Raw genomic sequence first — 13512 nt, forward strand, 5'->3', positions numbered from 1 at the left:
AGCGGACCGCGGCTGAAAATGCCGCGGTCCGCTCTGACGGTAAAAGCTACTTGAGCTTCGGACCCTTGCCAGGGCCCTGAACATCAGCTGAGACAACCATCGCCGAACCCCCTCCGCGGCGCGTCGGCTCCGCTACGGCGGTGAGCTTCCCGCCGTCGCCGAATTCAATCGCGGTTGCCGCACCGATTTCGGCTGCCGAGGTGAAAGCATCACCAGCCGGGACCAGATCATGGCCCAACGATTCCAACGCGGAACCGTAAGCATCAATGAAGGCTGGCTCCGAACTCACGGTGAGGCCGTTTCGAGGGGCAGCCCGCGGAGCCGCGATGGCCTCGGAGATATCCATCCCCAGGTCAACGCGGTTCAGGATGGTCTGCAGCACGGTGGTGATGATGGTCGAACCGCCCGGGGAGCCGAGGGCAAGGAAGGGATTGCCGTCTTGCAGAATGATGGTTGGCGACATCGAAGAACGGGGGCGCTTGCCTGGCTGGATCCTGTTGGGATCAGTCGCGTTGTACACCGCACTGAAGTCGGTGAGCTCGTTGTTCAACAGGAATCCGCGGCCTGGGACGACGATTCCAGATCCACCTGTTTGCTCAATGGTCAGCGTGTACTCCACCACGTTGCCCCATTTGTCGGCGACCGTCAGGTTGGTGGTGGAAATGTTCTCGGTGTCCGTCTCGTCGGCGAGCGGTGCAGCCGCGGCCGGGCACGCGCCGTCGTAGGTTGTTATGTCACCCGGGGCGACAGGTTTGGTAGCCGCCGCAGTCGGATTGATCTCGCAAGCGCGTTCCTTCCCGAAAACCGGATCAGTGAGGACATCAGTGGGAACATCAACGAATTTTGGATCGCCCACATACGCGCCGCGGTCGGCGAATGCCAACGAGCTGGCCTCGAAATAGTGGTGCAACGCATCTACCGGCTGCATGTCCTTGAGCTCGAAGTTTTCCAGGATGTTCAGCGACTCGCCAACAGTGGTTCCACCGCTGCTGGATGGCGCCATTCCATAGACGTCAAAGCCGCGGTACTCCACATGCGTTGGATCCTGGTCGAGAGCCTTGTACCCGGCGAGATCGTCCGTTGTCATGAACCCGACCGGTACGGGCAGGTCAGTCGCGCCCGATTTTGGCGGTGCTTTTACTGCGGAGACAATTTCTTCTGCGAGCGGACCCGTGTAAAAAGCGCTGGTGCCTTGCTTCGCCAGCAGGCGGTACGTCTCGGCCAGTTCGGGGTTCTTGAAGATGCTCCCGACGGCGGGAGCGTCGCCACCGGGGAGGAAAAGGTTCTGGGTGGAGGTGAAGGTGTTGAAACGGAACTTGTTGTCCAGGGTCTGGTTTCGGAACGTCTCGTCCACCACGAAGCCGCGGTTGGCCACCTTGATTGCCGGCTTGAGTGCGTCGCCCAAGTTCAACGTCCCAAATTGCTCAAGTGCGCGTTCCCAAGTGGCCGGGGTGCCGGGGACACCGACGGAGACGCCGCTGGTTGGCAGTTCGGGCCTCTTGGTCGTAAAGAGATAGGGCTTGCCGGTGGCGGGATCGATGAACGCATCGTTCGGCATGGTTGCCGGCGCGGTTTCGCGGCCATCAATGGTGCTGACTTTCTTGGTCTTGGCATCATAGAACACGAAGTAACCGCCGCCTCCAATGCCGGCGCTATACGGTTCCGTGACGCCAAGGGTGGCAGCCGCAGCGACAGCGGCGTCGGCTGCGTTACCACCCTTCCGGAGGACCTCGATGGCGGCTGCGGAGGCTTCGGGATCCACCGTGCTCACGGCACCGCCGTAACCCGTTGCAGTAGCTGTTTTCTCGGTTTCCCGGGGGTCGGCCAGTGCCGGACTGGCTATCCCTACGCTAGTGGCGCTGAGTGCGAAGGCTGCCGTCACAGCAGCCAGTTGACGTCTCACATGTGTCATGGTTTCTCCCGGAATTTTGCCAGACGATGATGTGGGCGAACGGTTCGGCCACCCTACCCCGGGGCTTCTGCGAGGGACAACGGTTGATTCTTGAAGCAGTGGCAGCGCCTTACCGCTGACTGGAGCCCCTCCGTGCCGCCACCACGGCACGGATGCCGACTCCCATCAGAGCTACGACCACGGCGAGCAACAGCGTTTGCCCGGCACCGCCGTCGGGCCCTAAAGCGGCGGCAAGGACCTGCTGGCCCATGAGGACCATCTCAGGGATGTCTCCGGCTATGACGCGGGTCCCCACAACTGATTGAGTGGCGGTGAAGACCGCTGGGATGACCCATAGGAATGCGAGGTTCAGCGCCCAGACCACCAATCGAAGGGGCGGTTTGAGCCCGCACCAGGCCAGCGAGCAACCCACAAGAACGGCGGGAAGCCAGTGCGCGATAGTGACGATCTCGAGGGGTAAGTTCCGATGGTCGGCGATGCCGACCGCCCACAACATCAGCCAGGAAGTCACCGAAGATGCCATGAGCCCAACCCCGATCGTCGTGGTTGCCCGCGATCTCGAAGCCAACAGCAAAACCGCCACAAGTCCGGCGGCGACCGACAGCATGACGCCCGCCAGCAGTCCGAAGAAGTAGAGGCTCGCCAACTTTCCGCCCATGAGACCGCTGCCGAGGGTCACGAATGACTGAATGGCCGCCACGCTGTGCACCAGTAGGACGCCGCCGACCGCCCACCATGTGGCTGCGCGGCGGTGATTTGGGTTCCAGAGCCGTACCGCCAGCCCCGCCGCGGCGCCGCCGGTGGTCAGGAGCGCGATCAAACTGAGGACTTCGTACTGGCTCAGCGGGAGCAGCGAGAACGGCATCTGATCCGGCATGACTTGGTTGGCCCAGAGGTTTTGCAAAGGCAGCTTCGCGCCGGTAATCCACCCTGGGACGAGACCAAGGACCGCGCAGAAGACGCCTATCAACAAGGCTATGGCGGGGTACATGACCTCGGCGTCCGGCCGGTGCCCTGAAACCCGAGGGTTCTCCGTTGCTTGCTGGGCGTGGCTCACGGAAGCTCCTTGGAAATACCCGCGCCAACTCTCTGTTTTCGTTGACGAGGCCGATGTGCTCTGGGTTTTTAATTCGGACAGGTGTGCCCACCATAGCGGAGCTCAGTAGGCCAGCGCCGCAATAGGCGCGTGCCGCGCGATCGGTTCACATCGGGTACCGGAGGGGAGTCGGGCTCAGACAACCAACCGCAGCGGCCTCTGCCCCAACTGCACCGTAATCTCCTGCCCCCAGGATGCCGTCAGCCGGTCGTCCTCCATGCCATCGCCGAACACCACGAGCTGATCGGACGCCACGGTAATCCGCAGTACCTCGCCGGCTTCCAGCACGCCTTCGGTCAGCGAGGCTCCCGTAACCGGTGACGGCCACGCTTCGCGGACGAACCATGCAAGCCGGGCATCAGCGGGCGCAGGAAGCGAACGTCCGCCACGTTCCAGAGCAATCGAAGCGCACCACCCGGTGGCACCGGTTCCGGTGGAGACGATGAGGCCCGACGACGACTGCCGCTCGGTCTGTCCGCCGGCCTGGGTGAAACTCGGCGCAGTGAGCGCGTACCTTGCCGACTGGTGCGAGGCGTGCCCCACGAAAACTTCGTTGAGAGCCGAAAGCTGCTGGCCGTCGTCGAGCGTTGCCGTCACGGTGGTGAGATCCTGGCAGTGCAGCCGTCCGGCATCGCCCGCAGCCAGGAGGGCTGCAGCGTCGGCCGGGGTGTGCCGGACCAGGACTCCGGGGTTGGCGCCCGGCTCCGGATCGATGCCGATCACGGGCTGGCCCCTCAGGTATTTGGCGACGTTCGCAACCAGTCCGTCCTGTCCTACGACGGCGATGATGTCGTCATCCGTGAGCAGGAATCTGCTGAGGTCCGCCCGTTCCACCTCGGCCTGCCGCCAGTCGGACGGCACCGCTGCCCGAATGGTGGCGAGTGCCTGGATGAGGCGATCGTGCCGGTCCTGGACGTCCTGGATACTGCGGCCGCGGGTGCGGAGGAAGAACTCCGCCTGGCCCCGGGTGGCGTGCCGGTCCAGGAGTTCCTGGAGTTCGGTACGCCGGTGGACGATGACGATGCGCGGGGTTGCCATGGTGCGACCTTACTTGTTGGTTTCGGGAGCGGTGGCAGGTTCCTTGAACAAGCCGGCCAGTGCGCCGCTGAGCAGGTCCGGCGTAATGGTCAGGTTGCCGATGTTCGGCAGGCTGCCGGCTGCGTCCTTGAGCGCCAGGGCCAGGAGCGTGGCCTGTTCCATGCCGCGGTAGACCTCCATGGTGGCGGCCTCGCGGGCGGCTGCTGCCTCGCCCACCAGCCGGATCTGGTTGGCTTCGGCGGCGGCGCCGATTCCCTTGCGTTCGGCGGAACCCTGGGCCTCGATCAGACCAGCGGCGGCCTTCTCTTCAGCGGCCCGCCGGGCGTTTGCACCCTCTTGCGCCACCAGGTTCTCCCGGCGGACGGCCAGTTCGATCTGGCTCGCCATTTCGTTCTCGGAGATGGCCCGTTCACGTTCGACGGCGACTGCCCGCCTCTCGTAAACAGCGCGGTCGGCTTCCGCCTGGAGTTGCTCGCGGACCGGCGTCTGCAGGGCACGTTCGACGTCCGCCTCGGGCCGGATGGCCAGGACCTGCACGCCAAGGATTTCGATGCCGGTTGACTGGAGCCGAGCATCGGCCCGCAAAGCGTCGCTGAGAACAACGCGGAGTTGGCTGACGCCGCGTTCCAAGGCCTCGGCAAGGGTGGTGGTGGCGATCTGGTCGATTGCGTGGCTCTGGCACAGCTGGCCGATGATCGTGGACACTTGCTCGCGGCCGGTGGCCGGTGCCTTGCCGGCGGTCTGCAGCCCGAAGTCGAGCCGGGTTGAAACGGCCACGGGGTCGATGAAGCGGTAGGTCACGTTGGCTTGAACGCTGACGTCCTGGTGGTCGCGGGTGATGGCGTGGAAGAGGGTGGGCAGTTCCTGGTCGTCCACGGGAACCTCGCTGAGCACTGAGTTGGCGGGGCGGAAGAAGAACGCCTGGCCGACTCCCTGGTGCTTGACCGTCCCCTTCTGCAGGTGGACGACGTAGCCGGTGGGGCTGCCGAGGAAGTGGCTGATCCAGGGGTAGCGCTTGATGGTTGCCATGATGTTCGCCTCTTTCGTTTAGTTGTCGTCAATTTGACGATAACTAAACTGTAGGAGCCTCCCGCTTTATTGTCAACATGACGATAACTCGCCTAGGATTGGTTCATGCCTCACACTCATCCAGCGCCCGAACGCTTCCCGGTGACTGTCGACGTCGTCGCCCTCACAGTGCGCGACGGCGAGCTGAACGTCCTGCTGATCACGCGCCTCATCGAGCCCTTCCGCGGCAGGCCGGCGTTGCCGGGCGGTTTCGTCCTCGCCGGCGAGGACCTTCTGGAGGCGGCGGTCCGGGAACTTGCGGAGGAGACCGGCGTCGAGCAACTTCCCGGGCACCTCGAGCAACTGGGGAGTTACGGGCCAAAGGGGCGCGACCCGCGCGGCGATGTCCTGACCGTCGCGCACCTGCTGCTGGCGCCCGACTTCCCGGTGCTAGCGGCCGGCAGCGACGCCGAGCACGCAGCGTGGTACCCGGTCCGGGACGTGGTCAACGGGCAGTTGGAGCTTGCGTTCGACCACGCGAAAATCCTCGATGACGCGCTGGAACGGGCCAAGTCGAAGCTTGAATACTCGCCCCTGGGTGCAGCTTTCTGTGGTGAGGAATTCACCATCGCCCAGCTCCGGGCAGTGTACGAAGCGGTCTGGGGAACCCGCCTGGATCCGCGGAATTTCCACCGGAAGGCGACCGGGACGCCTGGCTTCCTGGAGGACACGGGCCGCATGACAACAGGCGACGCCGGCCGCCCAGCCGCGCTGTTCAGGCTCGCACCCGAATCGCGTCCGACGGCGGGCCACCCCATCCGCGCGGTGCTGAACCCGCCGCTGATGCGCCCGCGCGACTAAGGCCCGGGAGTTTTCGTACAGATAACGCCCTTTAGAGGCCTTCTTCCGGGCGTTATCTGTACGAAAACTCGTAGAGATGCGTGGGCCCTCCCCTCATTTCCTGTCCAACGAAGAGGGGCGCTGCCTTGTGCCGTGAGTCGGGCCACAGCCCCGCTCGAGGCTCGTGACGGAGGGGCGCTGGACAGGCTCCACGAAACGGTAGTAAGTTTCCTGACGAACTACTACGCCAAAGGAGGATGCACGCCTATCATGATGCTATGAACGTACTGCTGACGGGCAAAGATTCGTTTGAATCCTTTTCCGGAAGGGTACGTAAGAAATATGGAGATGAATTTCTCCAATCGGTGGCCGTTGGCATGGGTGGCGCTCCACACGGTGTGGAGTATCAGCGGACGCCTTCCTGAATAGATAAACAGTTATTGAAGGGATGCGTACCTCAATGAACACACTTTTGATAATCGCCGGCGTAATCGCGATCATCCTCCTTCTTGTAGGTGGATTGAACCAGGCCCTCAGTTTCCTGCTCTGGGTAGGAATTATCCTGCTCGTGCTGGCACTCATTGGTTGGGTGGTCGGCCGGGGCCGGTCGCGTGTATGACAACTGATCCAAGCGAAGTTGCCGGTTTTTCCGAGGTTCGCGATGGAACCACCACCCCAGGACATCCCATTCCAAGGGAGCCCGGGGTGCCAGAAACCAGCGGCCTGGAGGATACTGGTGACGCATCGTCGGGAAGTCAGGATGACGCCGTCGATGCTGGTCCCAGCGAATCTGCCAATCCACCCGGGCCGGCAGAAGAAAAGGATGAAGGGACCGCGGACAACCGCGGTCTAACAACCGAAACCAATCCAACGGATTGATCGGATCAGCGGGCGGCGGACGGGAGTTATCCGGTCCGCCGCCGCGCTCCTTTGGAACCCAAGACTACGGTTTGTCACTAATTGCTGAGCGTTGTCAGTTAGCGATTGGGGTAGAAATGCGAATCGGTTCAATCATCGGGCTATTGGTAGTTGTTTGGCTCGTTATAGGCGCAGTCGCCGCCGGTCAACGCGGATACTACAGCGCCCCGCCCGCCCAATGCTCGCAGGTGGCCACCATTGCCTTGAATATTGTTGCCGGGCCACTGAATTACACCGGTTTGAATCCTCAGGGCGGATGCGAGATTCCGAAGCCGTCATGAGCAAAGCGCCGCGGTTCCGGACCCTTGTCCTCCCGATCCTGGTGATCCTGGCAGCGCTGCTGGCCGGCTGCTCCCAGCGTCCCTCAGCGGAGGCGCTGGAAAACCCTGCAAAAGAGGTTTCATCCGCTGTGCGCGCGGCAAGCCTGGCGGTGGACCTCAGGATTGCGGACAGCACGACGGCGGCCGCCGCCTCTACCACCGCCGACGACATGTTGGGCGATGTGGAGTCCGCGACGAACGAGGTCCACGGACTATCTGCGCAAACCCAGGAAGAGCGCGTACTCCGAAACGACGCCCTGACCGCCTTCTCCTCCATTTCCAGGGCGCTCCTGCACGCGCGGGATGCCCTGGCCTCATCTTCCGGTGGCCCCAACGACGGGCAGGGCCAAGCCCAACTGTCCAGCGTGCAGGGGGAACTCCGCGTTGCCACTGAGCAACTCGACAGCCTCATGACCAAGGCCGGCATCCAGTGAAACGGCTCCTCGGTGTTGCACTGGGCATCCTGACGGCGATCGGGGGCTTTGTCGACATCGGGGACCTTGTGACCAATGCAGTGGTGGGCTCCCGGTTCGGGATGTCCCTGACATGGGTGGTGCTGGTGGGCGTAGTGGGTATCTGCCTTTTCGCGAATATGTCCGGCAGGGTGGCTGCAGTTTCCGGCAGGGCCACTTTCGAGGTGATCCGGGAGCGCCTTGGGCCAAGGGCTGGATTGGCCAACCTGGGTGCATCCTTCCTGATCAATGTCATGACCGTCACCGCGGAAATCGGCGGCATCGCCCTGGCCCTCCAATTGGCCAGCGGGGTGTCCTATATGCTCTGGGTTCCGTTCGCTTTGCTGGCCGTGTGGCTGGTGGTGTGGCGGGTGAAGTTCAGCATCATGGAGAACGTCACCGGACTTGTGGGCTTGTCGTTGGTGGTGTTCGCCGTTGCGCTGTTCCTCCTCAAGCCTGACTGGGGCGCGCTGGCGGGTCAGGCGTTTTCTCCGTCCGTCCCTGGGCAGGAGGGAGCCGGTGTCTACTGGTATTACGCGATTGCCCTGTTCGGGGCCGCGATGACGCCGTATGAGGTGTTCTTCTTCTCATCGGGAGCCGTGGAGGAAGGCTGGAAGATCAAGGACCTGGTTCAGTCCCGGATCAACGTCCTCCTGGGTTTTCCGCTGGGCGGGTTTCTGTCCATCGCCATCGCCGGGTGCGCCGCCGTCGTTCTTCTCCCTGCCGGCATCAGCGTCACTTCGCTGTCCCAAGTTGCGCTCCCCGTGGCGCAGGCCGGCGGCCAGCTTGCCCTGGCGGTCCTGATCCTGGGCGTGGTGGCAGCGACGTTTGGTGCCGCTTTGGAGACGACGCTATCCAGCGGGTACACCCTGGCGCAGTTCTTTGGGTGGTCGTGGGGCAAGTTCCGGCGTCCGGCCCAGGCCGCCCGTTTCCACGTGTCCATGATCGTGGTGCTGCTGGCCGGGGTGGCGGTGCTGGCAACGGGCGTCGATCCCATCCTGGTAACTGAGTATTCCGTCGTCTTTTCGGCGATCGCCCTTCCCCTGACCTACCTTCCGATATTGATCGTGGCCAATGATCCGCAATACATGGGCAAGCATGTCAACGGCCGCGCGGTGAACATCGCCGGAGTGATCTACCTGTTCATCATCCTGGCCGCTTCCCTGGCCGCCATTCCACTGATGATCGCCACAGGAGCGGGAGCATGAGCAAAGCCAAGCGGGTCCAACCGCAGGAAATTCACACCCCGCCCTACCAGGCGGGCCTGGTGCTCGATGCCCAACTGCACCTTCTGGACAGGCAGGTATTGGACGTCGACGGCGTCCCCGTCACCACCGTTGACGACATCGAGTTGAGTGGTCCCGCACCGAACGAAAAGATCCCGGAGGGAACACCGGCACCGCAGATTACGGCTCTGACGACCGGGCCGGTATTGGGGACGCGGATCTTCGGCGGCAGGCCGCCGTCGAGCCGTTTGATCCGGATTCCCTGGAAGGTGGTGGCCGGCGTGGACACTGTGGTGACGTTGGGCGTCCGCGCTGACTCGCTGGATGCCTCGTGGGTGGAGCGGTGGCTTCGGACCCATGTCATCGCGCGGATCCCTGGAGGCAGCCATGAACCTGAATGACATCCTGGGCAGTGACGTGGTGGACGGCGAGGGACAGCGATTGGGTGAGGTCTCTGACTTCCGGTTCGCGTTGGATGCTGGCGCCGGCCAGCTCCTGAGCCCGGCCAGGCTTGTGGGAATCGTGGTGAGTCCGCGGACGGCGTCGTCATTTCTTGGCTACGAGCGGCAGGGACTGACGCAGCCTTGGCCGGTGGCCCAACTGTTCCGCTGGTGGCACCGGGGTTCATTCCTTGTGCTGTGGGAGGACATCGCTGCGATGGGTCCGCAGGAGGTGGCGTTGAGGCCTGGGTTCACTGCTTACGACGCGCGGCTGACACGATAAGGCAAAAAGCAGGAAATTGCTAAGTTTACTGATAATTTCGTCAAAGGCATGGACATGCCACTAAGCATCCTTATAGGTTCGAAGTGTTCCATTAACACGTTCGCCGCATCGGAAAGGACACGTCACATGGACAAGCAGGACGCAACACCGGAAGAGGAAGTAGGAGGCTATGGCACTCCTACGGCAGAGCAGGAAGCAGGCGGAGGCCAGGCCCAGCCCCGCGTAGAGGAAGACATCGACGAGGCCGCACTCGGGGAGGGTACAGGCGCGCCGAACCTCAGCCACCTGGATCCGGAAGACTCGGACAGCTCGGGAGAACCCGGCGCAGGCCGTTTCGGCGGCATCGATGAACAGTCCCAGGCGGAGCAGTCATCCTCGCCGGAAGACGCCGATGAATTGCCGGACGGCAGTGGAAGCGACCTTCCCCAGGAAGAGTCGCCCAACGACGACGACGAAGAAAACTTCGACGCCGGCTAGGAGCTTTGGCTGGCGCGCTTGGACTGGCGCGCCACTGGTTAAGCAGCCAGCCAGCTGGTGCGCCGCCGCGAATCCCGAATCTGGAAACAGAGACTAGATCCAAGGAGCAAAATCCATGGCAACGGTGAATAAGTCAATTGACGTAGATGTGCCCGTATCTGTGGCCTACAACCAATGGACGCAGTTTGAGTCCTTCCCGCAATTCATGAATGGCGTGGAGGCGGTGGAACAGATCGATGACACGGCCCTGCACTTTTCCACCAATGTGGGAGGTGTCAAGCGGGAGTACAACGCGCAGATCATCGAGCAGGTTCCCGACGCACTGGTGAGCTGGGCAAGCGTTGACGGCCCGCGGAACTCGGGCTCCGTCAGCTTCGTGCCGCTCGAGGACGCACGGACCCGGGTCACCGTGGCCATCGACTGGGAGCCCGAAGGGCTTGCCGAAAAGGCAGGATCGGCCCTGGGCGTGGACGAACTCCGGGTGGGTGCCGACCTGGACAAATTCAAGAAGTTCATTGAGGCCCAAGGACATGAGAGCGGCGCCTGGCGCGGAACAGTGTCCGGCGGCGATGTGGATGACACGGGTGGAGCACCTCTGTAAGTTTCAGCTCCAAGCGAGGGCCGGCCATTACAACGGGCCGGCCCTCGCGGCATACTTGGGGTAACCGTAAAAGGGAGTTATGAGGGCCATGGCAACGTCCAGCAGCGTGGAGGCAGAGCAGAAGTTCGACGCCGTGGAGTCCACTCCGCTTCCGGCGCTGGACGCAATCGACGGCGTGGGACGAGTCGGCGAACCGGTAAGCCACACACTGGACGCCACCTACTTCGATACCAGGCAGCTTGCCCTCGCCAGCCATGGAATCACCCTGCGGCGCCGCACCGGAGGACACGACGCCGGGTGGCACCTCAAACTGCCGCTGGGCCCGGGTAAGCGGACTGAAATCCATGCTCCCTTGGGCAGCGCCGATACCGTTCCCCTGGAGCTCATGGATCGCATTCTTGCCTACACGCGGGCACACGCGGTCGGGGCGGTGGCCACACTGCACACGGACCGCAAGAGCTACGCCCTTTATGGCAGCGACGGAGAGCGCCTGGCCGACTTCGTTGATGACCACGTCCGCGCCCACGTCACAGTCGGGGCGGAACATCAGCTCCAATGGCGGGAATGGGAAGTAGAACTCGCAGCCTCCGACGGCAATGGTGACGCCCTTTTGGACACCCTGACCAGCCAGCTTTCCGCAGCCGGCGCTACGCCCAGCAAGCGAAGTTCCAAGTTGGCCACCGCTCTGGGCGAAGATTGGCCCGCGCCCGGGAAAGCTGGCCAGCTGCCCCCAATGGACGACGCTGCGGGCAAGGGCTCCCGCAAGGCCACTGGCAAGAAACCGGCGGCCACTCCCATACTCAGCTATCTTCAAAGGCAACTTGCGGGCTTGCTCCTCCAGGACTCCCATGTGCGGTTGGGCCGGGACGATTCCGTCCACCAGATGCGGGCGCTCACCCGGCGCATCCGCTCTGTCCTCCACACTTACCGGGAGCTGTTCGTCCCGGAACCCGTCCGTGAACTTGAAAGCGGATTGAAGTCGCTGGCGGAGACCTTGGGCCGGTACCGGGACACCGAGGTCCTGCACCAGCGCCTACGGAACGCTCTTGATGACCTGCCCGAATATCTGGTCCTGGGCCCGCTCCAGGATGAGCTTGAACAACGGATGGTGCTCAGGGCTGATACAGCAAAGGCCGCCATTCATACACGGTTGACCAGTCCTGGCTACTTCCACCTCCTGGATGACCTCGAAGAGTTCATCGAGTCGCCGGCCCTGAGTGAAAAGGGCAAGGCTCCGGCCCGGAAGACCACGGCAAAGCTCGTCAACAAAGCCGTCAAGCGGCTCCGCAAACGCCATGACACGGCGGTGGGTGCCGCCGTCGGGCCCCACCGCGACGAAGCCCTTCACGAAGTCCGGAAGTCTGCGAAGAAACTTCGTTTTGCGGCGGCCGCTGCGGAGAGCATCCATGGCAAGCGTGCCGCAAAGCTTGGCAAGGCTGCGCACAAGGTGCAGTCGATTCTGGGGACCCACCACGACAGCGTGGTGGCCCGTCAGGAACTGCTGGATCTTGGTTCTACGCCCGGTCTGGAGAGTTCGGGGTTCACCTACGGAGTGCTGCACGCACAGGAAAGCACCGCTTCGGAAGCCGCGGAGCGCAAGTATCTGGCGAAAAGCGCCAAAGCCCTGAAGCTGCGGCTCAAGAAATAGGGGCCTCTGGTGTGGCGGCGCTCTCCGCATCGTGGAGCCGTCGCGACGCGGATACAGCGTCCATGTTGTCCTCAGCCCATTCCTTCATGCCGAAAATGATCGGCAGGAGGGACCGGCCCAGGGGAGTGAGCCAGTAGTCAGTCCGGACAGGGACGGACGCAGTGACTTCCCGGTGGATCAGGCCATCGCGCTCAAGGGACCGGAGCGTGGAGGTCAGCATTTTCTGGCTGGCTCCGGGAATGTGCCTGCGCAATTCACTGTGGCGTTGCGGTCCCTCTTCCAGGGCCAGCATCACCAACGTCACCCATTTGCTGCTGATGGCCTCCAGCAGTTGCCGGGCCGGACAATGTGCCAGGGAGGCGTTGTACTGGTGCCGCGCTTTCTGCCGGGCCTGGTCAGCCGTGAGTGTCATGTTCCCAATCATCGCAGGCACCTCGGGGTGCCTTGGGCACAACAAAGTGCGTTCTTACGCTTTGCGGGGAGGCGGGCGAGGATCAATGAGGGTCAGAAAGCCCCGGTTTGAAAGGAACACACATGCCCTCCATCCTCCACATCAATGCCTCCCCCCGCTACGGCAACAGCGACTCGCTGCAACTGGCACGTCACTTCATCGATTCGGTCCAGTCAGCAGCTCCGGAGGCTTTCGAACAGGAGACATTGAACCTTTTCGACGACGTGCTGCCGGCTTTCGGCCGCGTCGCCGCCTCCGCGAAAATGGCCGTTTTTACGGGCCAGGAGCAAACGCCGGAGCAGATCGCCGCGTGGGAAGCGGCCCGTGCAGTCTTTGACCAGTTCGCCGCAGCGGACGCCTACGTCTTCAACATCCCCATGTGGAACTCGGGCGTTCCCTACGCCATGAAGCAGTGGATCGACATCGTCACGCAGCCCGGGTGGAGCTTCGGGTTCGATCCGGAACAGGGCTATACGGGCCTCATGGAAGGCAAGCAGGCAGTGGCCATCCACACCAGCGGTGTGTACGCGCCCGGTGTTCCGGCAGCTTTTGGTTCGGACTTCAGCAGCACCTATTTCGCCGATTGGCTGAACTTTGTGGGTATCCGGGACGCGACGCACATCCGCTTTGCCCCCACGGTCCTGAACAGCGACGTGGACGGCAGCCGAAAGCTCGCTGAAAGGGAACTGAGTGACGCCGCTGTCCTTTTCGCAGGAAAGCTCAATGCTATGCGGACGTTCGCGCTGATCAACGACTGAGGCCGACTTTGCGGGGTTTGCAGGCTGTGTCCACAATGCCCCCA

15 protein-coding genes are annotated in these 13512 nt (G+C 63.0%); 10 read left to right on the forward strand and 5 right to left on the reverse strand.

Annotated elements, in window-relative coordinates:
* Positions 1-46 precede the first annotated feature (46 nt).
* The 4 genes from ggt to AB0N72_RS18285 form a co-directional block, all read right to left on the reverse strand.
* Positions 47-1912 carry a gamma-glutamyltransferase gene (gene ggt / locus AB0N72_RS18270; RefSeq protein ID WP_363933733.1) on the reverse strand — a complete coding sequence of 622 codons (1866 nt, stop codon included), beginning with the start codon at positions 1910-1912 and terminating at the stop codon, positions 47-49.
* Between the two features lie 109 nt (positions 1913-2021).
* Complete coding sequence (locus AB0N72_RS18275) at positions 2022-2969, reverse strand: hypothetical protein (RefSeq protein WP_363933735.1); 948 nt, start codon at positions 2967-2969, stop codon at positions 2022-2024.
* Positions 2970-3143: 174 nt separating this feature from the next.
* Complete coding sequence (locus AB0N72_RS18280) at positions 3144-4046, reverse strand: hypothetical protein (RefSeq protein ID WP_363933736.1); 903 nt, start codon at positions 4044-4046, stop codon at positions 3144-3146.
* Positions 4047-4055: 9 nt separating this feature from the next.
* Positions 4056-5075: an SPFH domain-containing protein gene (locus AB0N72_RS18285; RefSeq protein WP_363933738.1), complete on the reverse strand. Its 1020-nt coding sequence runs from the start codon at positions 5073-5075 to the stop codon at positions 4056-4058.
* Between the two features lie 105 nt (positions 5076-5180).
* On the opposite strand from AB0N72_RS18285, the gene AB0N72_RS18290 reads away from it, so the two are divergent.
* The 9 genes from AB0N72_RS18290 to AB0N72_RS18330 all read left to right on the forward strand — a co-directional run bounded on the left by AB0N72_RS18290 (position 5181) and on the right by AB0N72_RS18330 (position 12259).
* Positions 5181-5915 (forward strand): NUDIX domain-containing protein, encoded by a 735-nt coding sequence (locus AB0N72_RS18290; protein ID WP_363933740.1) that lies wholly within the window; start codon positions 5181-5183, stop codon positions 5913-5915.
* A gap of 439 nt (positions 5916-6354) precedes the next feature.
* Entirely contained in the window at positions 6355-6513 is a 159-nt protein-coding gene (locus AB0N72_RS18295; RefSeq protein WP_167267257.1) for a hypothetical protein, read from the forward strand.
* Between the two features lie 576 nt (positions 6514-7089).
* On the forward strand, positions 7090-7566 hold the full coding sequence (locus tag AB0N72_RS18300) for a hypothetical protein (protein ID WP_364081370.1): 477 nt from the start codon (positions 7090-7092) through the stop codon (positions 7564-7566).
* A complete protein-coding gene (locus AB0N72_RS18305; RefSeq protein WP_363933744.1) occupies positions 7563-8792 on the forward strand; it encodes an Nramp family divalent metal transporter in 1230 nt (409 codons plus the stop codon). The genes AB0N72_RS18300 and AB0N72_RS18305 overlap by 4 nt, the downstream gene beginning before the upstream one ends.
* Positions 8789-9211 (forward strand): hypothetical protein, encoded by a 423-nt coding sequence (locus AB0N72_RS18310; protein ID WP_363933746.1) that lies wholly within the window; start codon positions 8789-8791, stop codon positions 9209-9211. Before AB0N72_RS18305 ends, AB0N72_RS18310 begins: the two co-directional genes overlap by 4 nt.
* Positions 9198-9533, forward strand: a complete 336-nt coding sequence (locus tag AB0N72_RS18315) for a PRC-barrel domain-containing protein (RefSeq protein WP_363933748.1) — start codon at positions 9198-9200, stop codon at positions 9531-9533. The genes AB0N72_RS18310 and AB0N72_RS18315 overlap by 14 nt, the downstream gene beginning before the upstream one ends.
* A 126-nt stretch (positions 9534-9659) precedes the next feature.
* Positions 9660-10010 (forward strand): hypothetical protein, encoded by a 351-nt coding sequence (locus tag AB0N72_RS18320; protein WP_363933749.1) that lies wholly within the window; start codon positions 9660-9662, stop codon positions 10008-10010.
* A gap of 115 nt (positions 10011-10125) precedes the next feature.
* The gene (locus AB0N72_RS18325) at positions 10126-10611 is read left to right on the forward strand and encodes an SRPBCC family protein (protein WP_363933750.1); all 486 of its coding nucleotides are present in this window, start codon (positions 10126-10128) and stop codon (positions 10609-10611) included.
* An 88-nt stretch (positions 10612-10699) separates the two neighbouring features.
* Positions 10700-12259, forward strand: coding sequence for a CYTH and CHAD domain-containing protein (locus AB0N72_RS18330; protein WP_363933751.1), 1560 nt, complete (start codon positions 10700-10702; stop codon positions 12257-12259).
* Here the strand turns inward: AB0N72_RS18330 and AB0N72_RS18335 are convergent.
* Entirely contained in the window at positions 12249-12671 is a 423-nt protein-coding gene (locus AB0N72_RS18335; protein ID WP_363933753.1) for a helix-turn-helix domain-containing protein, read from the reverse strand. The genes AB0N72_RS18330 and AB0N72_RS18335 overlap by 11 nt on opposite strands.
* Before the next feature lie 122 nt (positions 12672-12793).
* Here AB0N72_RS18335 and AB0N72_RS18340 point away from each other — a divergent pair, with 122 nt between their 5' ends.
* Positions 12794-13468, forward strand: a complete 675-nt coding sequence (locus AB0N72_RS18340) for an NAD(P)H-dependent oxidoreductase (protein WP_363933754.1) — start codon at positions 12794-12796, stop codon at positions 13466-13468.
* The last annotated feature ends 44 nt before the right edge of the window (positions 13469-13512 follow it).

The organism is Paenarthrobacter sp. NPDC089307 (genome assembly GCF_040685055.1).
Lineage (GTDB): Bacteria > Actinomycetota > Actinomycetes > Actinomycetales > Micrococcaceae > Arthrobacter.